Genomic DNA, 20480 nt, shown 5'->3' on the forward strand with positions numbered 1-20480 from the left:
CAGTTGGTCCAACAATACTTCTGCTGATGAGATTAAGTTCTAAGCTTGTTAGGGGAACTTATGGGTTAAGAAATTTTCTTCCTCCCCAGCGTGTTGCCCTTGTGGGAGCATCGGAAAAACCTGCAAGCGTAGGAAGAGCTGTAATGGAGAATTTGATCAAATGGGGGGGTGTTTTTTATCCTGTTAATCCCTATCATAGTGAAATCTTTGGTAGAAAATCTTACCCCAATATTGAGAGCTTACCAGAATCTGTCGATTTAGCTATTATAGCGACTCCTGCCTCAACGGTCCCAGCCGTCATAGAAGATTGTGTTCGTGCCTCGGTTAAAGGGGCAGTGGTGTTATCAGCTGGTTTCAAGGAAATTGGAGAATCTGGAAGGATATTGGAAGAAAAAGTAGTGGCAATAGCCAAACAGGGAGGATTAAGGTTAATTGGTCCTAACTGCATCGGCCTTATTTTACCTCATGCTCGGTTTAATGGCACTTTTTTAACGGGAATGCCCAAAGCGGGTCATATTGCTTTTTTAAGTCAGAGTGGAGCACTTGGGGCCGCTGTTTTAGATTGGAGTTTTAGCAAAAATATCGGTTTTAGTGCTTTTGTTTCACTTGGATCTATGGCTGATGTGGATTGGGGGGATATCCTTTTTTTCCTCGCTGAGGATTCCCTGACCCGAGTAATCCTTATTTACATGGAGTCTATAGGCGATCCTTCCTCTTTTCTTTCCGCAGCAAGGCAGGTTAACTTTCAGAAGCCCATTTTAGTCTTGAAAGCCGGTAGATCAAAAGAAGGCAGTCGAGCAGCGTTGTCTCATACAGGATCGATGACGGGAAGTGACGAGGTCTTAGATGCGGCATTTTTGAGGACAGGTGTTTTGAGAGTAGCTTCTTTTTCTGAGTTTTTTTCCTTGGCTTCTTTTTTTAGTCAAAGACCTCTTCCAGCGGGCCCTCGACTGGTCATTTTAACCAATGCAGGGGGGGCGGGTGTGCTTGCGACGGACAGGTTAGTAATCACTGGAGGCGAACTAGCCAATCTTTCAGAAACGACTATTCAAAATTTAAATGAATTTCTTCCTCAGGCTTGGAGTCATGGGAATCCGGTTGATATTATAGGGGATGCTGATGCCCAGCGTTATCATAGGGCTTTGGACATTTTATCTAAGGAAAAAAATACAGATGGCATTCTGGTTATCCTTACCAAGCAGGCCATGACCGATCCTGAAGAGACGGCTAAGCAAGTTGTTCTTTTTGCTAAGAACTACCCTAAGCCTATTCTATGCTGTTGGATGGGGGGAGAGTCTGTTCATAAAGGAAGGGTCATACTTGAAAAAGAAGCAATACCTACGTTTGAGTTCCCTGAAGAAGCTGCAGAGGCTTTTTCTTTTGGTTGGCTTCATAGAAAAAGCTTCTCAGCGCTCTACGAGACTCCCATGCCTGTGGGAGAGACTGATGAACTGATTAAAGCTAAAGAAAACTCCTCAGCTATTATTTATCAAGCAAAAGAAAAGAATCTAACCCTTTTAACCGAGTATGAATCTAAAAAGATTCTGCGTTTTTATGGCATTGATGTGAATGAGACCTTTTTGGCTAAAGATTCGGAAGAAGCCATTTCGATTGCAGAAGAAATTGGCTATCCGGTCGTCGCCAAACTCAATTCGACTCAGGTTACCCATAAAAGTGATATTGGAGGAGTAATCCTTGGAATATCGGATAAGGATTCCCTAAAGAGAGCGTTTGAAAAGATTAGACAGAACACCATAAAGCGGTTTTCAGAACATGCATTTGGGGGAATAACGATTCAAAAAATGATAACCGAAAAAGGGATAGAGTTGATTTTAGGGGGAAGTGTAGATCCCCAATTTGGTCCAGTTATGCTATTTGGCTCAGGGGGTGTATTTGTAGAAATTTATAAAGATAGAGCTCTTGCTTTGCCTCCTCTTACAACGGTTCTTTCTTCGATTCTTATCGGACAGACCAAAATAGCCAAGGCTTTGGATGGTTTTCGAGGAGTACCCCCCATAGATAGACAAAAACTCAATCAGACCTTGGTGCGCTTCAGTGAGTTGCTGGTAAACGAGCGAAGGATAAAAGAAATCGATGTTAATCCCCTGTTTGTTCATGGAGAGAAGGTTATAGCTTTGGATGCAAGGATAATTCTTCATCCTTTTTCTCTGGAGGACAACTCTATTCCTTCTGCCTCTATTAGGCCCTATCCCCTGGAATATATCTGGAAGGAGATCCTTCTAGACGGAACCAAAGTCTTGATTCGGCCCATCAAACCGGAAGACGAACCTCTCATGAGGGAATTTCATAAAGGTCTTTCCCAGGAGTCTGTTTATTATCGTTATTTTCAAAATCTATCTTTAGAAGAACGAATTGATCACCAAAGACTTTCTCGAATATGCTTTTCGGATTACAGCATTGAAATTGTGCTAGTCGTCCAGGTTCTTTCAGCAGATCAGCCGGCTGAAATAATTGGGGTAGGCAGGCTAGGAAAATATCATGGGTTTGAAGGGGCTGAATTTGCTCTGATTATACAAGACCGTTGGCAAAATAAGGGTCTTGGGACTCTTCTTGTTCGCAAACTCAAGGAAATAGGAAGAAAAGAAAAATTATCTTGGATTATTGGCAGAATGCTGCCTTTGAATGAATCGATGAAAAAGATCGCCGATAAAGAAGGCTTTAGTTTATATTTCGATGAATCTGCCCATGAATATATTGCAGAGCTGGATTTGAGAAAAGAACTATGATTGCTTGTGAAAAACCAAGGACTAACTGGCCTGCGCGGTACAGGGATTGAACCTGTGACCTCTCGCGTGTGAAGCGAGCGCTCTCCCACTAAGCTAACCGCGCTATGGCTGGAGAAAAAATAAATATTTAACTCATTGTAGTAGATTAAAGTTTGTCTTTCAAAAGAATTGTCTTTTTCACTAAAGAAAATTCTTTTTGATTTCTCTTTTGTTGAAGTCAACATAGTAGTAACAAAAAAAGAGTATGTCTAAAAGAAGCCTTGGAAAAGGTCTTAGTGATTTGATTAATCCTAAATCTCTCTTTTCATCTCAGCCTAGCGAAGAATTAGGAGAAAAAATAAGCATGTTAAAGCTGCAAAGTATCCTCCCTAATCCTTATCAACCTAGAAAAGAGATCCATGAAGAAGAATTGGAGGAGTTGGTTCAATCCATAAAGGAAAAAGGCGTACTCCAACCTATAATTGTCAGGCAACTCAAAGAAGATTGTTTTGAGTTGATCGCTGGAGAAAGAAGATGGAGATCGGCAAGAAAAGCTGGACTTGAAGTTATCCCTGCGATTGTAAGAAAAGTTTCTGACAGCGATCTCATAGAGCTGGCTTTGGTAGAAAACCTTCAGCGGAGCGATCTTAACCCCATTGAAGAGGCCAGAGGTTATGCCCTGATGATCGAAAAATTTGGGTTGACCCAGGAAGCTGTAGCCCACAGGCTTGGGAAAAATAGAGTAACGGTAGCTAATTCTCTAAGGCTATTGAGCCTTTCGCAACCTGTACAAGAGCTTATTGAAAAGGGTATTCTCAGTCAAGGTCATGGAAAAGTTTTACTCGGTATTGTTGATCAAAAGCTGCAGGAGAAAATCGCTCAAAAAATAGTTAAAGAAGGCTGGTCGGTAAGGAAAACTGAGCAATTTGTTGGTAGCTATGAGAGCAGAAGAAAAAAACATGACCAAGTCAAAGAGAATCAATCAGTTCCATTTAAAACTATTGAAACAGAGCTCTGTTCAAAATTAGGTTCAAAAGTGAAAATCAGAGGAGATAAAAATTCAGGAAAAATTGAGATTGCTTTCAATTCTCTTCAGGATCTTCAGCGGGTTCTTTCTTTCCTTGGAATAACTTTTTAAAAAAAAGAGGCAATCGAGCTGAAGAAGAATTTTCTCTACTTATAACTGATGCTCCGTTAAAAACGACGTAACCGGTCCTTCCATTTTCTGCTGCGCCTATGCCTGCTATTTGAATGCTTTCATCCAGTAAATTTTTTCTATGACCAGGACTTTTTTGCCATGCCCTGACCGTTTCCTCTGGATCGAGACCTTCGGTTGAATAATGAAGGTTTTCATTGATTGAACCCCATCCTTCCTCTTGGACAATTTCTTTTAAAGAGCTCAAGGAACGATGCACAAGTTTTTTTTCCTGAGCGATATGTTCTGCCCACTGTTGGCTGATTTTATCAAGAGCAGGATTAGAAGCCAGGGAATGGAGGTTATGCTCCTGGCGGAATTGGTTAATGAGAAGGAGGGTTTTATGCCTAAATTCTTCCAAATTAAAGGATGAAGAAGGACTATTTTCCGAGGTCATTTGTCCACATACACAAAAAGGAAAAAGAAAAATAGACCAAAATATTTTATAGCTTACCGTCCTAAATCGTGTTTTCTTTTCATTCATAGAGCAGTAACTATGATGAGGGAAATTGAGGGTCATCACAAGACCAGAAAATGCATTAAAATTTGTAGAAAAGAAAAAATGGGTAAAAGATGGGAAGAAAAATTCACATCTTGGCAGAAGATGTAGTGAATCAAATCGCTGCGGGGGAAATCATCGAAAGACCCGCTTCGATTTTAAAAGAACTCTTAGAAAATTCAATAGATGCTGGGGCAACCCAAATCGATGTTGAAACTCGTTCTGGAGGTATATCCTGGATCAAGGTCAAGGATGATGGGTGTGGAATGAACAAAGAAGATGCTTTTCTCTCGTTAGAAAGGCATGCAACAAGCAAGCTTTACAGTTTGAATGACTTCTCAAATCTTATGACTTATGGATTTCGTGGAGAAGCACTTCCGGCCATTGCATCAGTCACCAAATTTACGTTAGCTACCCAAGAAAAAGATAGTCCAGAAGGAGTGATTATTGAAGTCCATGGGGGGAAAATTGTTCGGGTGGAGCAAACTGCTGGATTAGCAGGAACTTCAGTTACGGCTAGTTCTCTTTTTTATAATTTGCCTCCTCGGCTCAAGTTTTTGAAATCTCCTCAAACCGAGCTTTTGCATCTTCAAAGGCAGCTTATTTTAGCAGCTCTCTCTCATCCTGAGATTGGCATTCGATACAGCCATAGCCCAGGAGGTAAAGGACAATGGGAAAAAGGCGAAGATCTTTGGACAAGAATCAGTTCTGTTTTAGGAGAGGAATGGGCAAAAGAACTTTGCTGGATTGATAAGGAAGGGGAAGGATTTAGGATTTATGGGGCTGTGAGTAAACCTGGTGTAGGAAGACCTTCTCGAGAAGATATGTTCTTTTTTGTTAATAAAAGGGCAATAGAATCAAGAAGTTTTTATCTGGGAGTAATCGATGCTTATCGCAACTCTTTAATGAAAGGACTCTATCCTCTTTGTGCTCTTTATGTAGAAGTCAATCCCGATGAGATCGACATCAACGTGCATCCCACAAAAAAGGAGGTCCGTTTTAAAAGGGAATATGCTTTTAGAGATTTTGTATACAAAGCTATTTTAGAAAAACTTTCCACAGCTAAGCTCTTTTCGAATCAGGTTGTTGAAGAACAAATCGATGAAAAAATGCTCCCAGAGAATTCAAAAGGCTTTACTCAATTACATCCTTGTATAACGGCGAAAGCCGAGAACGAAAAGCTCTTTGATAGGGAACACCGCTTTCATGCCAGGGCTATTGAAGATAACCAAGGGAAAGAAAACAGTGTTGAATACAAGGTTATCGGTCTTTTTTGCTCCCTTTACATTGCTATCGAAACCATTGATGGGATTATATTGATTGACCAGCATGCCGCACACGAAAGGGTATTGTTTGAAAAAATGCTTTTGGAGTTTGAATCTTTTAAAAAACAGTCACAAAAGTTACTTGCCCCCTGTCTTTTAAAGCTTTCTTCAGCTGAGGCTGAGGTGCTATCAAATTGTCTTAGCTGGTTTGAGAAGCTTGGTTTTGAGATCCGTCCCTTCGGGCTTTGTACTTTTCTTTTGGAATCCATCCCTAGTGGAATAAAAAGAACCGACTATGAACAGTTTTTTCGAGAAGTTATCGCAGAGTTAGTGGAAACAGACAGGCAAAATAAAACGGCCCGTTTTTTTTGGCATAGAGACATTGCCCTAGCTGTGTGTCGACAAGCCATAAAATCGGGAGATCCATTGACTAAAGAAGAACAAGAAGAGTTAGTTAAAAGCCTTTTTTCTTGTCAATTTCCCAACACCTGTCCTCATGGAAGACCAACTTGGATAAAAATCAACTACAAAGAAATTGAAAGCCGTTTTGGACGATCTGGTCCCTCAGGCTGTGCAATGAAGGGACAACTTCTATAAAGGTTTAAACATTAAAACGAAACTCGATAATTTCTCCATCACCCACGATATAATCCCTGCCTTCAATCCTTATCTTTCCCGCTTCCCTAGCTTTAGCAAAAGAGCCATACTTAATAAAATCTTCATAGTAAAGACATTCAGCAGCAATGAAACCTCTTTCAAAATCAGAATGAATGACCCCAGCTGCCTTAGATGCCGTATCACCTGCACGTATCGTCCATGCACGGGTTTCTTTGGGCCCTGTTGTAAAAAATGTTCTTAATCCCAACAGCTTGTATACCCTCTGTATAAGATTATCACATCCGGAATCCGTGAGGCCTAAAGAAGCCAGGTATTCTTTTTTTTCTTGGATTTCAAGTTCGTTGAGTTCTGCTTCAAGTTGAGCAGAAAGAATGACATATTCATAGAAGGGATTTTTTCCCACATAATCGATAACCTTCTTTACAAATGGATTGTTTTCTCCCAGCTGAAGTTCGGTTTCATGAACATTGCAAACTAATAGAACAGGCTTAGCTGTCAACAGGCAAAGACTTTTTATTTGGCTCAACTCTTCAGCCTTTAAACCTATAGAAAAGACAGGTGTTCCTTGAGCCAGAAAAAAGGATAGTTTTTCCAGAAGAGAAAGATCGCAAAGTACCTTCCCCTTGGAAAGACTCCCTTTTTTGGCTTTCTCCAGCTGTTTTTCTACGCTTGCATAATCAGCAAGCGAAAGCTCAGTAAGGATAATGTCAAGATCCTCTACTGGATCTATGTTTCCTGAGACATGATGAATTTCGCTACCCCCAAAACAGCGAAGCATCAAAAGAATCGCATCGACTTCCCGAATATGACTCAAGAATTGATTGCCTAAACCTTCTCCCTGACTTGCTCCTTTTACAAGTCCTGCAATATCAACAACCTTAATTGCAGCGGCAATGATATTTGCTGATTTTGAAAGCTGAGCCAGTTCTTCAAGCCTATTATCCGCAACTGTAACAATGCCAACATTAGGGTTAATTGTACAAAAAGGATAATTGGCGGCTTCAGCTTTTTTGCTCTTTGTAAGGGCATTAAAAAGAGTGCTTTTACCCACATTAGGTAATCCGACAAGGCCTGCTTGTAACATATTGTAGTTTGGTTATCAATGAATTAAAATCTAGGTGAAGTTATTTTTAGAAAGTTAGAGAACTTTTTAAATCCATTATCGAATAAACAGAAAACATTCTATATTATAACTTAAATTTTGAAAATTACCATGGAGAAAAGATGGTCTGAGGAATCTTTGTGGTACTGTCTTTCTATACATCCCAAAAAAGAAAAAATTGCGGTGGAAAATTTAAAAAAAGAAAATATTGAAATCTATTTTCCTCAACTCTGTTATAGTAAAACAAGGGGTGGAAAGGTTTCTAGGGTATTGGAACCCTTGTTTCCGGGCTATCTTTTTGCTAAATTTAATCTTTACTCCAAGCTTATTTTGGTTCGTTCTACAAAAGGGATAAAAACAGTCGTTCATTTTGGTTTCAATTATCCCATCATTCCCGAGTGTTTTATCCATGAGTTAAAAATGCATTTTGGGGCTGAGGGAATCAAGACAGTTCAGAAAAGGATTGAAGTTGGTTCAACGATTACTATCGCTAAGGGTCCTTTTCAAGGTTTTCCGGGTATTGTGCAGGGATATGTTCCAGCAAAAGAGCGAGTCAGAGTGCTTCTTGAATGGTTGGGAAGAACTGTCCAAACAGAAATCGGGATAAAAGAAATTGAGCTCAATGACTTGACCCTTTTCAAGAAGGATTTAGGGCCTTCAGATCACTAAATCTTTTACCAGGGCTATAGATCTAATAAGGCTTTTTTCTGTTGTCTTGATAATGGCGTACAATGCACTTGAAAGGGCATAGAGATTGTTATACAGAAAAATAATGATTGTTTTGTTTGGATCAACGGGATATGTCGGAGGATTTTTTAAAAAACTGCTTCAATCAAAAAACATTGATTTTGTTGCACCTTCCCACAAGGAAATAGACCTGCTTAATGAACGACAACTTTTAGATTTTTTCGATCGGCTTTCCGTTGATTTTATCATCAATGCTGTCGGTTATACAGGAAAGCCCAATGTCGATGCTTGCGAAGACAACAAGTTAGATTGCCTTTTAGGCAATGTTGTTATTCCTGGAATTCTTGCAAAAATTTGTAGTCAAAAAAATATTGCCTTTGGTCATGTGTCATCGGGCTGTGTATACCAAGGGGATAAGGGAACAGGGCTTGATGGCTCAATAATAGGGTTTCAAGAAAACGACCCTCCCAATTTTTCTTTTAGAACCTCAAACTCTAGTTTCTATAGCGGATGTAAGGCACTGGGAGAGGAAATGTTGACAGCTAGTCGTTGTTACATATGGAGATTGAGAATGCCTTTTCACTGGCAAGACCATCCTAAGAATTACATTTCAAAACTGCTCTTTTATCAACGTCTTCTTGATGCACGCAATTCACTCTCGGAAGTTGAGGAATTTGTTAGAGCTGCTTTCGAATGTTGGGAGAAAAGATTGCCATACGGTATTTATCATATAACCAACACTGGATCGATCACGACAAGACAGATTGTAGAAAAAATTCTTGGTTCTCCCCTTGGAGCTCAACTGAAGGAGAAGGGAAAAAAGTTTCTTTTTTTTGGTAACGAAGAAGAGTTTTTAAAGCATGTTAAGGCTCCCCGGTCAAACTGTGTCCTGGATAACACAAAGTTACTGAGCAAGGGTATTCATATTAGGCATGTCGAAGAAGCTATAGAAGAAGATCTCAAGCGATGGCAATCTTGAAGGAACAGATCTCATAAGGATATTTCCTGGAGGATACAAAGTGGAAGAAAAAAAGCTATTAGCCGTTCCCTTTATGGATTTGAAAAGGGTTTTAGATTTTGAAAAAAAAAACTTACAAGAAGCGTTTAACCGAGTCCTTGAAAGTGGACGATACATTCTTAGCCAGGAGGTAGCAAGCTTTGAACAATCGCTTTCAGCTTATCTGAATATAAGACATTGTATCGGAGTTTCTTCTGGAAGTGATGCCCTTTTACTTTCTTTCTTAGCTTTGGGAATAAAACCAGCTGAAAAAGTAATATGTCCTACATTTACCTTTTTTGCTACTGCAGGTTCCATTGCACGGATTGGAGCTAGACCCGTTTTTGCTGATAGTTGTCCAGGTTGTTTTCAACTCCCTCCTTTTGAAGCTCAATCCAGAATCGATTCAGAAACTCGAGGAATAGTTCCAGTTCATCTTTTTGGACAATGTGCGGATATGGATGGCTTTAAGGCAATTCAACAAAAAAAGGATATTTTTATTATTGAAGACAGTGCACAGGCTTTTGGAGCATCGCTAGGGGACAAAAAAGCGGGTGTTCTTGGGGATGTGGGTTGTTTTTCGTTTTTCCCAACAAAAAATTTAGCCGCCCTCGGTGAAGCGGGACTTGTTGTGACAGCTTCAGATGAAATCGCTTATAAATTAAAAGCTTTAAGGGTACATGGGTCGTTTAGGCAGAAATATATCCATGAATTAATTGGAGGGAACTTTCGCATGGATGAAATGCAAGCGGCTTTCCTTCACGTTCGATTAAATGCTGTTGATAAACTGATCGAACAAAGAATAAAAAACGCTCTGCTTTATGAACAAGCTTTCCTTTCTTCGGGTATCGCTATACTATGCCCTGATCCTTGCTTATGCCAGACTAAAAAATATGAGGGACTAAGCCATTGGGACAAAGATAACTATTATCCTATCTATCTTCCTCGATCGGTTAGAGGAAGGCATACCTTTAATCAATATGTAATTAGAATAAAAAAAGAAAGAGATAAGCTTAGGGATTATCTTAAAGATCGGGGTATCCAGACCGAGATCTATTATCCCATGCCTTTGCATCTACAACCTTGTTTTTCTTCCTTGGGTTATCAAAAGGGTGATTTCCCCATTGCTGAAAAGCTTTCTCAGGAAGTTATGGCCCTCCCTATTTTCCCTGGACTGACAGAGGAGGAGATCGAAAGGGTTGTTAAGGTTATTTGTCAGTTTTTTGGCCATCCTTATAAAAGCTTACCCTAGAGAAGCTTTTTGTTTGTCAATGAAATATTAGCTTGTAAACAACTTCATTTTATTTTTTACTTTTATATCTATTGCCCATATGTATTTGGCCGATCTTCTCTTTAATCAAAAGGAATCCAGGGGCTGCAATTTCCTAAAAGGGCTATTTATTATTGTTTTTCTGATATTCTCTTTTTTTGTTTTTTCTATTGAGCTTTCAGCCCAAGACGATGAAGTAACTGAAGAACAAAATGTTCCTCCGGGACAAATGCCCATAGAAATTACTGCCGAAGAAACTCATTTCGTTGGCAATATCGCTGTAGCTAGGGGTAATGCGGTGGCCCATTATGGAGAGACGGATATCTATGCCGATCAGATAAGCTATGATGCTCAAAAACGAGAAGTCATAGCTGATGGTAATGCCCGAGTTTACACAGAAAAACGAGTCTTTAGAGCATCTCATATCGTGTATAACTTGGATACTAAGGCGATTACGGCTCAAAATTGGTCCCTTTTTGATACTCCTCTTTTATCCTCCGGTCAAACTTTAACCACCCCTGAAGAAGATCATTATCATATAGAAAATGGAATGTTTACTGTTGAGAATAGGGAAAATCCTTATTTTCAAACTAAAGCTAAAACGATCGATATTTATGCCAATGACAAGATTGTCATGAAGAATGTTACCGTATACATGGGCAAGATTCCAATTCTTTGGCTTCCTGTTATTAGTCAACCTTTAAATAGTGAAGAAAGTACTTACAATGTGATTCCAGGAGAAAGGTCTTACTGGGGATGGTTTGTAACCTTTACTTATAACTATAAGTTTAGTGAAAAAGCGGCAGCTACTTTTCAACTTGACTACAGATCCTTGAGAGGTGCGGCAGGGGGGGCAATTCTAAAATTTATTCCTAGTGAGGGAGGTACCGGTTTTTTGAGAATGTATTATGCCAATGACTTGGATTACCAGCTTAATCCAACCTCTCTTCCTCGATTTGACGTTGGTCCCAACCGAGGAATGGTTAATCTGGCTCTGAAAATGCCTTTAACTCAAGAATTTACTCTTTCTACAGATATCAATTATTGGACTGATCCTTACATAATGGAGGATTTTCTTTGGAATACTTACATGTATAACCGGCAACCGGACAATGTGGCTTGGCTCAATTATTATAATCCGAATTTTACTGCCGATCTTTTGGTAAGGGATAATTTAATGCCTTTTTTCAATTCTATAAACAGGCTGCCTGAACTTTCCATTTTGACTAACCGTACCCGTATTTTCAATACCCCTATTGCTTATCAATCCCGCTACAGCGTGGTTAATTTTGAAGAGCAATTTTCAAATCTCAATTTTACTCCTGGCAATATCTTTGGCCTTTTTTATCCCTGGCAACCTCTCAACCGTTTTGTTTTCCCTTTAGCTCGTACTCAAACCTTGACTCCAGCCCAGCTCCTTTCCTTGCCTCCTCCCTACTATCTAAGCAATTATGGGGGCTACAGGTGGGATACCTACCAAGAACTGAGCTATCCTAAAGAATATTTCCATTGGTTATCGGTCACTCCTCGTATAGGATTTGAAGGCACATATTGGAGCGACCAAAATGTACTGAGTGCTGTCCCCACCGCTAGCCGATTGGATTTTAGTAGAGCCCTTTTTGTTGCTGGACTTGAAAGTTCGTTTAAGCTTTCGCATGTTTGGGAGAATGTCGAGCTATCTTCCTTGGGGATTCATGGGATAAGACATGTCGTTCAGCCTTTTATGAATTTTCAGTATATTCCTAATCCCTATGATAATCCTTACCAAGTTTTAGGATTTGATAACTTTATGCCCACGATTACCCCCCCTGTGATCAATCTTATGAATTATCCATCGATCGACTCGCTATTTGGGATGACTTATCTAAGGGCGGGAATAAAACAAAGGATTCAAACCAAAAGAAATGGAAGTACTTATAATCTTATCGAATTTACGGCCTTTGTTGACGCAAATTGGGATAGAAAATACAATCAGCTTCTCATTCCCATGAGTGATACAGTCGATGAGGTCTATGGGGTAGTAGATATTAATCCTGTACCCTGGTTAAGCTTGCATTCTGATATCGCTTTGCCGACCTGTGATTTAGGATATACAAACTGGACTACCTCCATTGCTTATCAGTTTCATCGATCTAATGATGTTATGCTGGGATATTCCTATTTAAATAATGTTCAAGTGCCTATCAGCTTTCTTCCCATACCGCTTACCGCTGCGTTTCCTGCTGTTATCAATGGGGTCCCCAGTTTGAATGGATCGATACTCAGTGCCTATTCACAGGCCTTTATTGGGCAGCAAAACACCGTTTTTGTATCCGATTTCTGGAGGATAAATAAGGATTGGCAGGTGATGGGCATGTTGACCTACCAAGGTACAGGAAGTTATATTCCTTTTGAAAACTTTACCATTTATAGAGATCTCCAGGATTGGGTCCTTTCTTTTAATTTTCAAAACATCATGTTTCCTGGTAGCCCCTCTATCCAAATGTATTATGTCGCTTTGACCTTGAAAGCATTCCCTTCTCTTAAGGTGGATTATGGTTGGGGAAGTGGAATGTGAGGATCTTTGGGGATAGAAAATTCTGTAGAGATACCATCAATACTGACTGCATTTTTTTGCTGCCAGTATTGCTGAATACCCTTTTCTCCCTTTTTGTTTGCCCAACGAATGAGATGTTCTCTATCTGCTTTGAATTGAAACAAAGGAACACCAAATCCACAGGAAGTCGATACGAGATCAACAATCATTTCTATGAGCTGTCTTGATCCTGGAAGAGAAGGGAAAAGCTTAATGAGCTCTTCCCACTTTTTTTCCCAGGGATGTATAGTCGTGCCTTTTCCGTAAAGCCTTAATATAAGAGGATCTCCTTCAAATGAACAAAACATAAGGGTTATTCGTCCGTCAACTTTAAGATGCGCAGCCGTTTCGTTACCACTTCCTGTAAGATTAAGCCAAATGAGCCTTTGTGGACCTAAAATGCGTAAAGTATCTAAGCCTTTAGGTGAGATATTAATTCGACTTGTAGCTGTTGCTGTGGCAACAAAAAATATTTTTTGCTGTTCAATAAAATCTTTAAGTTCTGGAGTAATTTCTCTGTATTTTTTCCCCATGGTTTAAAAGCCTATCTTCTTGGATACAACTTGTCGAGTTCAAGATTTAGTAAGAGCACGTTAACCACCCGTTCACCGAATACCCCGGCGATGGGACCTTGAGTATATTTGAAAACGAGTTGTTCAATTGTTTTTATGTCCGCTTTCCTTTCATGGGATATTCGAGGAACTTGAAGGAGAGCATTTGCAAGGCTAATGTGGGGATCTAAGCCACTGGCTGATGCAAAGACCGCATCGGATGGAACAAGGGTTGTAGTGGACAAACTGTTTTCTTTTCTGTACCTTTGTATTCTTTCTTTAACCGTTTGCAGCAGTGTTAAGGAAGAAGGGGCAAGGTTTGAACCCCCGGAATTTAACCCATCATAATCTGAAGCTGAAGGACGTGAATGAAAATACCAGGGAGATTCGAATTTTTGACCAATTAGAGCCGATCCCACTATTTTTCCGCTTGGATCTTTGATTAAACTCCCTTCAGATTGGTAAGGGAAAAGAATTTTTCCAATGATATAAATCATCAAAGGATAAAGGCCACCTAAAATGAGGGTTAATAGAAAAGTGATTTTTAAAGAGAGGATCAACGAAGACATGATTTTCATGGCTGAAGGATTAAACAAGATGCAGGAAAAATAAGAGTTCGTCTATGACTTTAATGCCAAGGAACGGGGCCACAATCCCCCCTATTCCATAAATAAAGATGTTTTTAATCAATAAGGTTTCGGCAGAAGTCGTTTTTAATTTGACCCCTTTTAAGGCGATCGGAATAAGCAAAACGATGACGATGGCATTGAAAATGACTGCACTGAGAATCGCACTTTCAGGAGTCCGCAGTTGCATGATATTCAGGGGAGCGATTTCGGGAAAGGTAGACATCAGCATGGCTGGTATGATAGCAAAATACTTGGCCACATCATTAGCTATGCTAAATGTGGTCAAAGCACCGCGAGTAATAAGAAGTTGTTTGCCGATTTCAACGATTTCGATCAGCTTTGTCGGATTACTGTCAAGATCGACCATGTTTCCAGCTTCTCTTGCCGCTTGCGTTCCCGTATTCATGGCTACTCCTACATCGGCTTGAGCTAAAGCAGGAGCATCATTTGTTCCATCCCCTGCCATCGCAACGAGATGCCCAAGCGCCTGTTCTTGTCTAATCCTTTTAAGCTTTTGTTCAGGAGTAACCTGGGCCATAAAATCATCAACGCCCGCTTCTGCGGCTATAGCTGCTGCGGTAAGAGGGTTGTCTCCTGTAATCATGATAGTCTTTATTCCCATTTTTCTCAGTCTTGCAAAACGTTCCTGGATTCCCCCTTTAACGATATCTTTAAGTTGAATGACCCCAAGAACCTCCTGGCCCTCTACAACAACCAAGGGAGTACCACCGGTTTTGGCCACACTGGCAACAATTTCTTTTACAGGTTGAGGAAAAGATCCACCTATTTCTTTCAAGTAATTTTCTATGGCATCCATGGCTCCTTTACGTATTTTCCTTTCACAGCAGGAACCGTCAGCTGAATAAAAATCGACGCCACTCATTCGGGTTTTTGCGGAGAAAGGGATAAATTTTGCTCGATTGTCGAGCACTTCTCTTCCTCTCAATCCATATTTTTCTTTAGCCAAGATAACAATAGATCTTCCTTCAGGAGTTTCATCGGCAAGGCTTGCCAGCTGTGCGGCATCGACAAGTCTAAAGTGATCTATGCCTGGTGCGGGTATAAATTCGGTGGCCATTCGGTTTCCAAGGGTAATTGTGCCCGTTTTATCAAGAAGAAGAACATCTATATCACCAGCCGCTTCAACCGCTCGCCCACTTGTAGCTATGACATTATGTTGGACAAGCCTGTCGATCCCAGCTATGCCGATGGCGCTCAGAAGGCCACCAATAGTAGTTGGGATCAGGCAAACGGTTAGACTCGATAAGATTGGAATCGATACGGGAGCTTGGGAGTATTTTAATAAGGGCACAAGTGTGACCACAACCAACAAGAATATGAAGGTTAAGGAAGCTAAGAGTATAGTTAAGGCAATTTCATTTGGTGTTTTCTGTCTTTTTGCTCCTTCAACCATGTCGATCATCCTGTCTAAAAAAGTGTTGCCTGGCTCGGCCGTAATCCTTATAACAATCCTATCGCTGATGACTCTTGTACCCCCAGTCACAGCACTTCTGTCTCCTCCACTTTCTCGGATAACGGGAGCAGACTCTCCGGTAATGGCTGATTCGTCGACTGTAGCTGCCCCTTCAATGACCTCACCATCTGAGGGGATGGTATCACCCGCAACGCAGACTACCAGATCACCTTTTTTTAATGCTCTGGCATTGACAATTTCTTCTTTTCCTTGAACAAGTTTTTTTGCTACGGTAATGGTTCTGCTTAATTTTAAGCTCTCTGCTTGGGCTTTCCCCCGGCTTTCAGCGATGGCCTCGGCAAAATTGGCAAAAAAAACGGTAAACCATAACCACAGACAGATCTGTATGGTAAAAGGCAAGGGTTCAGAAGAATGGCCTATTTCTATTGTTGTGACTATTGCGCCAATTTCAGTCACGAAAATGACTGGATTTTTCCAAAGAGTAAGAGGATTGAGTTTAAGGAAAGCTTCTTTAATAGCTGAAATGATAAGAGAATAATTCCAGAAAGAAGGAGTTTTTAAAGTTTTCATCGGTTAAAAGGTTTTTCCCATACCCATCATGAAATGTTCAAGGATAGGACCTAGTGTAAGGGAGGGGAAAAAGTTAAGGGCGCTGAGAAGAAAAATGGTTGAGCCCAAAACAAAAACAAAGAGAAAGCCTGTGGTAGGAAAGACGGTTTGACTTGCATAACGTTTCTGGCACACTAGAGAACCCGCTATGGCAAGGATCGGAATAAGAACAAAATACCTTCCCAAAAACATGGCAACTCCAAGAAGAAGAGCATAGGGCATTGAGCTAGCATTTAGTCCTCCAAAAGCACTTCCATTGTTTTCAGAAGTCGAAGTAAAAGCATACAGAATTTCTGTCAGTCCATGAGGCCCTTTATTGCCTAAGGCTGAAACTCCCCATGAAGAATGTATAGCCAGAGCCGAAAAACCTAGTATGAGTACATATTGAATCATGAGAGCAAGGACGGCCATTTTAATCTCATAGCTACCGATTCTTTTCCCTAGATAGCCGGGGGTTCGGCCAATCATAAGCCCAAAAAGGAAAACCGTAAGAATAACAAAAAGAAGAATGCCGTATAAGCCTGATCCAACTCCTCCAAAAATGATTTCTCCAAGACTCATGTTAAAAAGGGGTATCATTCCAGCCAAAGGCTGGAAAGAATCATGCATGGCGTTAACAGCGCCACAGGATGTGCTTGTCGTTATAGAAGCAAAAAGGCTGGATTCGAATATTCCAAAACGCATTTCTTTGCCTTCCATATTTAAAGGATTTTGTATACTCAGGGATTTAAAAAGGGGATTCGCTGATTGCTCAAAATAAAAGCAGCTTAGAACAAGGATGAGAAAAAGGATGACCATCGTCAGCCATATAGACCAGCCATGGCTAAGTTTTTTACAACTTAATCCAAAAAAATAGGTAAGTGCACTGGGAATGAGAAAAATGGCAAGCATTTCTACGAAGTTGGAAAGAGGGGTAGGATTTTCATAGGGATGAGCCGAATTGGCATTGAAAAAGCCTCCCCCGTTAGTCCCTAAAAGTTTGATCGCTTCTTGAGAGGCTATTGGACCTTGAGGAATTATGGAAAGACCGGTTTCGTTCTGTGCGCCATGATCAAGAGGGTTATATTTAACATAAGAATTGAAGTTTTGGGGAACTCCTTGAGAAATGAGAATCAAGGCTATTAAAAGGGAAAGGGGCAAAAGCAGATAGTAGTGTATGCGGATGAGATCGATCCAGCAGTTCCCTATGGTTTTCATTTCAGTTCGGACTATGCCTCGAACCAAAGCAGCGGCTGCAGCGACTCCGGTTGCAGCCGAAGTAAAGTTGGGTACAGCCAGTGCAAACATCTGGGAAAAATAGGATACGGCTTTTTCAGGGATGTACGATTGCCAGTTTGTATTGGTTCCAAAACTAATGGCTGTATTGAAGGCGATAGAAGGGGGCATCGCTCCAATTTTCTCGGGGTTAAGAGGAAGAATATGCTGAAGTCGTAAAATGAGGTAACTAAAGATTATACCAATAAAATTAAAAGCAAGAAGACCAAATGCATATTCAATCCAGCTTTGTTCTTTAGACTTGTCGATGGAACAAATTTTATAAGTAAAATTTTCCAAGGGTTTGAGCAAAGGATCGAAAAGCGTTTTTCCCTCTTTGTCGAGTACCCTAAAGATATGAATACCAAGGGGTTTGTTAAGTACTGCTAGCAAGGAAATAAAAAGGCCAAGTTCAATCCATAGGGAAGGTTTCATATGTTTTTTAGTAACCTTAAAATTTCTCTGGCCAAAGGATTACCACAAGCAAATACAAGAGTAACAAAACAGAAAGACAAAGCAGAAAAATTAGCATATAGGCAATGGACTTTTCGTCATTTCTTTAAATTTTATCACATCCCATACAATAGAGTAGACTGCACGAAAAGAGCATAAAAATTAAAAAAATCATAAGGAGATCACTCATAGTCCAATAGTAATTTTTTTTTGTAACATTGAGGAATTAAAAGATTAAGTGAAGATATTAAAATTCCATAAAAACTTTGTTTTATTTGAGTAGATCTTGAGGATCAATATCTACCCTAACGATGATACCCCACTTTTCTTCTCTATCTAAAATGATTTCTCTTAACTTTTGACTGACTTCCATAACCTTTAAGCAACGAAGAAAAAGCTGGTAATGATAATTTCCTTTGACCTTGGATAGGGGGGCTGGCGAGGGTGTGCCAACAAGGGTGAGAGAATTTTCAACCTTTTCTTTGATTTCTTTGGTTAAAGCATCAGCCACATATTTTACTTTTTCTTCGGGATGGCCTATAAAACGGATCATTATTGCCCTATAAAAAGGGGGATAAGAAAGGGTTTTCCTAAATTCCAACTCCTGATCAACAAAACCAAGATAATCATGATGTCTTGCAAATTGAATAGCGGGATGATAAGGAGTCCTTGTCTGTACATAAACCTCCCCTTCAATGCTCCCTCTTCCTGAGCGCCCTGATACCTGAAGAAGCTGTTGAAAACTTTTTTCCGAGGCTCGGAAGTCAGGAAGATGAAGAAGAGTATCGATGGAGACAATGCCGACGAGGCTAACATAGGGGAAATCCAATCCTTTAGCGACCATCTGGGTGCCAACTAGAATATCGAAATTGCGCTGGCTGAAAGCCCTGAGAGCTTGTTCTAATGCTCCTTTTTTTCTCATTGTATCTGAGTCCATTCTTAAAATCCTGGCTGAAGGGAACAATTGGCTTAGGTATTCTTCTACTTTTTCCGTACCGCTCCCTAAAAACTTGAAATTTCGATCTTTACAAATGGGACATTGGATAGGGACTGAAGAGCTGTAATTGCAGAGATGACAGTTCAAAATAGCTGGAATTTTATGATAACTTAAGGATATCGAACAGTTTGGACAAGGGAGCACATACCCACAACTCGAACATTGAAGGGAAGAAGAATACCCCCTGTGGTTAATGTAGAGAATAATTTGTTCTTTTTTTCCTAACCTTTTTTCTATCGCTTCCTTAAGCTCGCTTGAGATTAACTCTTCGGTATTCAGGAAAGCATTTTTTGTTTCTTTTTCTGAAGAATTTTTTTTTCGTCTTCTTTGATCAATCACAGTGACTTGAGGCAGTCTTCTTGCTTCTACCCTTTTTTTTAGCTCTACAAGATTATATTTCGCATTCAGGATATTATAGTAAGATTCTAAGGAGGGGGTGGCCGAACCTAAAATAACAAGGGCTCCTTCAAGTCGACCGCGCATGACGGCTACATCTCTTCCATGGTATCTAGGGTTTTCTTCTTGTTTGAAGGAACTTTCATGTTCCTCATCGACGATTATTAAGCCAAGGGAACGGAAAGGGGCAAAAATTGCTGATCTTGTTCCAATGAGAATGTCGATCTTATCCGAGAGGATTTGATTCCAAAGATGGGCCTTTTCAGCACGAGATATTCGGCTATGCCAACAACCTAATGTATAAGAAGAGTCAAATCTAGATTTAATTCTTTCCCAAAGCTGTGGCGTAAGGGCAATCTCGGGGACAAGAAGCAGAACCTGTTTTTTTTGGGTTAAACATCTTTCCATCGCATGGATGTAAAGTTCTGTTTTGCCGCTGCCTGTCACTCCAAAAAGCAGAATAGGCTTAGGTTTGGGTTTCAGCATTTCTGTTTCAATGAACTGCAGAGCTTGGCTTTGTTCATCAGTAAGGTGTTGGGGTTGAGTTTGATTGGGAAAAATGGGTTGAGGAAGTGGGTTTTTTTTCTCAGTTAAAAGGCCTATCGCAAGTCCCTTACGCAGGAGCTTATTCCAGATGTTCCTTGGTATTCCAGTTTTTTGAGGGAGTTCTGAGAGTCGAGCGGGATGGTTTTTTTGAAGGTAAGCCAAAGCCTCTATTTCTTTTTTTGCTCTTTTATGCTCGTTTTGAAAAACCATGGGATTGAAATCAGTAGCCAAAGTAAGCAGCAGATCCTGCTTTGGTTTTATGTCTGATCTAACCGACTGGGGCAGAGCGGCTTGTAAGGCAGAGATAAGCGTGCAACAATAATAATCAGCTATCCATCGACAGAGTTTAAGAAGGTTGGGGGGGACCACAGGTTGCTGATTTTCAAGCCGTGTTATGATCTTAAGGCGATCCGATTGTTGTTTTTCAAGGATTTCCACTACGATTCCTCTGCCAAATCCATGTTTGAAAGGGACGCGCACATAGGATCCAAGGGTAATCACTTGCTCAAGTTCTTCGGGAATAAAATAATCGAGCAAAAAATCCCTTTTGTTATCCAGAAGGACTCTTGCTACGAAGAGCTGAGGCGAGGGGCAAGGAGGGAAAAAAAATTCCTGTTCCATTGAATAGGCTTTTTAAAATAAACAAAAGCGAAGAGAAAAAGAAAAGTTTAAAAAA

The 20480-nt window shown here is 40.3% G+C and carries 15 protein-coding genes and 1 tRNA gene; 7 read left to right on the forward strand and 9 right to left on the reverse strand.

Annotated elements, in window-relative coordinates:
• The first annotated feature begins 26 nt into the window (after positions 1–26).
• Positions 27–2747: a bifunctional acetate--CoA ligase family protein/GNAT family N-acetyltransferase gene (locus tag IT6_RS06540; RefSeq protein WP_206825660.1), complete on the forward strand. Its 2721-nt coding sequence runs from the start codon at positions 27–29 to the stop codon at positions 2745–2747.
• Positions 2748–2778: 31 nt separating this feature from the next.
• Here the strand turns inward: IT6_RS06540 and IT6_RS06545 are convergent.
• Positions 2779–2850: transfer RNA gene (locus IT6_RS06545), tRNA-Val, on the reverse strand.
• Positions 2851–2991: 141 nt separating this feature from the next.
• Between IT6_RS06545 and IT6_RS06550 the strand changes: the two genes are divergently transcribed.
• A complete protein-coding gene (locus tag IT6_RS06550) occupies positions 2992–3864 on the forward strand; it encodes a ParB/RepB/Spo0J family partition protein (RefSeq protein ID WP_134439772.1) in 873 nt (290 codons plus the stop codon).
• On the opposite strand, the gene IT6_RS06555 is transcribed toward IT6_RS06550, so the two are convergent.
• Entirely contained in the window at positions 3809–4405 is a 597-nt protein-coding gene (locus tag IT6_RS06555; RefSeq protein WP_166792836.1) for a CAP domain-containing protein, read from the reverse strand. The genes IT6_RS06550 and IT6_RS06555 overlap by 56 nt on opposite strands.
• An 89-nt stretch (positions 4406–4494) precedes the next feature.
• Here IT6_RS06555 and mutL point away from each other — a divergent pair, with 89 nt between their 5' ends.
• Positions 4495–6282, forward strand: coding sequence for a DNA mismatch repair endonuclease MutL (mutL, locus tag IT6_RS06560; RefSeq protein ID WP_134439774.1), 1788 nt, complete (start codon positions 4495–4497; stop codon positions 6280–6282).
• A 4-nt stretch (positions 6283–6286) separates the two neighbouring features.
• Here mutL and ychF read toward each other — a convergent pair whose 3' ends face one another.
• Positions 6287–7387, reverse strand: a complete 1101-nt coding sequence (gene ychF, locus IT6_RS06565; RefSeq protein WP_206825661.1) for a redox-regulated ATPase YchF — start codon at positions 7385–7387, stop codon at positions 6287–6289.
• Between the two features lie 129 nt (positions 7388–7516).
• Between ychF and nusG the strand changes: the two genes are divergently transcribed.
• The 4 genes from nusG (at position 7517) to IT6_RS06585 (ending at position 12916) form a co-directional block, all read left to right on the forward strand.
• Complete coding sequence (gene nusG, locus IT6_RS06570) at positions 7517–8074, forward strand: transcription termination/antitermination protein NusG (protein ID WP_206825663.1); 558 nt, start codon at positions 7517–7519, stop codon at positions 8072–8074.
• 103 nt (positions 8075–8177) lie between these two features.
• Positions 8178–9071: a sugar nucleotide-binding protein gene (locus tag IT6_RS06575; protein WP_206825666.1), complete on the forward strand. Its 894-nt coding sequence runs from the start codon at positions 8178–8180 to the stop codon at positions 9069–9071.
• A gap of 40 nt (positions 9072–9111) precedes the next feature.
• The gene (locus IT6_RS06580; protein ID WP_242524132.1) at positions 9112–10341 is read left to right on the forward strand and encodes a DegT/DnrJ/EryC1/StrS family aminotransferase; all 1230 of its coding nucleotides are present in this window, start codon (positions 9112–9114) and stop codon (positions 10339–10341) included.
• A gap of 79 nt (positions 10342–10420) precedes the next feature.
• The gene (locus IT6_RS06585) at positions 10421–12916 is read left to right on the forward strand and encodes an LptA/OstA family protein (RefSeq protein ID WP_242524133.1); all 2496 of its coding nucleotides are present in this window, start codon (positions 10421–10423) and stop codon (positions 12914–12916) included.
• On the opposite strand, the gene IT6_RS06590 is transcribed toward IT6_RS06585, so the two are convergent.
• The 6 genes from IT6_RS06590 to priA form a co-directional block, all read right to left on the reverse strand.
• Positions 12892–13467, reverse strand: coding sequence for a pyridoxamine 5'-phosphate oxidase family protein (locus tag IT6_RS06590; protein WP_134439778.1), 576 nt, complete (start codon positions 13465–13467; stop codon positions 12892–12894). The two genes, IT6_RS06585 and IT6_RS06590, sit on opposite strands and share 25 nt — an antisense overlap.
• 11 nt (positions 13468–13478) lie before the next feature.
• Complete coding sequence (kdpC, locus tag IT6_RS06595; protein ID WP_242524134.1) at positions 13479–14054, reverse strand: K(+)-transporting ATPase subunit C; 576 nt, start codon at positions 14052–14054, stop codon at positions 13479–13481.
• 19 nt (positions 14055–14073) lie between these two features.
• A complete protein-coding gene (gene kdpB, locus IT6_RS06600; RefSeq protein ID WP_206825670.1) occupies positions 14074–16119 on the reverse strand; it encodes a potassium-transporting ATPase subunit KdpB in 2046 nt (681 codons plus the stop codon).
• Positions 16120–16122: 3 nt separating this feature from the next.
• Entirely contained in the window at positions 16123–17847 is a 1725-nt protein-coding gene (gene kdpA, locus IT6_RS06605; RefSeq protein WP_206825672.1) for a potassium-transporting ATPase subunit KdpA, read from the reverse strand.
• Positions 17848–17863: 16 nt separating this feature from the next.
• Complete coding sequence (gene kdpF, locus IT6_RS10665) at positions 17864–17944, reverse strand: K(+)-transporting ATPase subunit F (protein ID WP_134439832.1); 81 nt, start codon at positions 17942–17944, stop codon at positions 17864–17866.
• A gap of 192 nt (positions 17945–18136) precedes the next feature.
• A complete protein-coding gene (gene priA / locus IT6_RS06615; RefSeq protein WP_206825674.1) occupies positions 18137–20425 on the reverse strand; it encodes a replication restart helicase PriA in 2289 nt (762 codons plus the stop codon).
• Between the last annotated feature and the right edge of the window lie 55 nt (positions 20426–20480).

The sequence above is a fragment of the Methylacidiphilum caldifontis genome, from assembly GCF_017310505.1.
In the GTDB taxonomy this organism is placed as follows: Bacteria; Verrucomicrobiota; Verrucomicrobiia; order Methylacidiphilales; family Methylacidiphilaceae; genus Methylacidiphilum; species Methylacidiphilum caldifontis.

Excerpts from the sequence above, each read along its gene's own strand:
- IT6_RS06540 (WP_206825660.1), top strand. The coding sequence starts at position 27 with ATGAGATTAAGTTCTAAGCTTGTTAGGGGAACTTATGGGTTAAGAAAT.
- IT6_RS06550 (WP_134439772.1), top strand. The coding sequence starts at position 2,992 with ATGTCTAAAAGAAGCCTTGGAAAAGGTCTTAGTGATTTGATTAATCCT.
- IT6_RS06555 (WP_166792836.1), bottom strand. The coding sequence starts at position 4,405 with ATGAATGAAAAGAAAACACGATTTAGGACGGTAAGCTATAAAATATTT.
- mutL (WP_134439774.1), top strand. The coding sequence starts at position 4,495 with ATGGGAAGAAAAATTCACATCTTGGCAGAAGATGTAGTGAATCAAATC.
- ychF (WP_206825661.1), bottom strand. The coding sequence starts at position 7,387 with ATGTTACAAGCAGGCCTTGTCGGATTACCTAATGTGGGTAAAAGCACT.
- nusG (WP_206825663.1), top strand. The coding sequence starts at position 7,517 with ATGGAGAAAAGATGGTCTGAGGAATCTTTGTGGTACTGTCTTTCTATA.
- IT6_RS06575 (WP_206825666.1), top strand. The coding sequence starts at position 8,178 with ATGATTGTTTTGTTTGGATCAACGGGATATGTCGGAGGATTTTTTAAA.
- IT6_RS06585 (WP_242524133.1), top strand. The coding sequence starts at position 10,421 with ATGTATTTGGCCGATCTTCTCTTTAATCAAAAGGAATCCAGGGGCTGC.
- IT6_RS06590 (WP_134439778.1), bottom strand. The coding sequence starts at position 13,467 with ATGGGGAAAAAATACAGAGAAATTACTCCAGAACTTAAAGATTTTATT.
- kdpC (WP_242524134.1), bottom strand. The coding sequence starts at position 14,054 with ATGTCTTCGTTGATCCTCTCTTTAAAAATCACTTTTCTATTAACCCTC.
- kdpB (WP_206825670.1), bottom strand. The coding sequence starts at position 16,119 with ATGAAAACTTTAAAAACTCCTTCTTTCTGGAATTATTCTCTTATCATT.
- kdpA (WP_206825672.1), bottom strand. The coding sequence starts at position 17,847 with ATGAAACCTTCCCTATGGATTGAACTTGGCCTTTTTATTTCCTTGCTA.
- kdpF (WP_134439832.1), bottom strand. The coding sequence starts at position 17,944 with ATGCTAATTTTTCTGCTTTGTCTTTCTGTTTTGTTACTCTTGTATTTG.
- priA (WP_206825674.1), bottom strand. The coding sequence starts at position 20,425 with ATGGAACAGGAATTTTTTTTCCCTCCTTGCCCCTCGCCTCAGCTCTTC.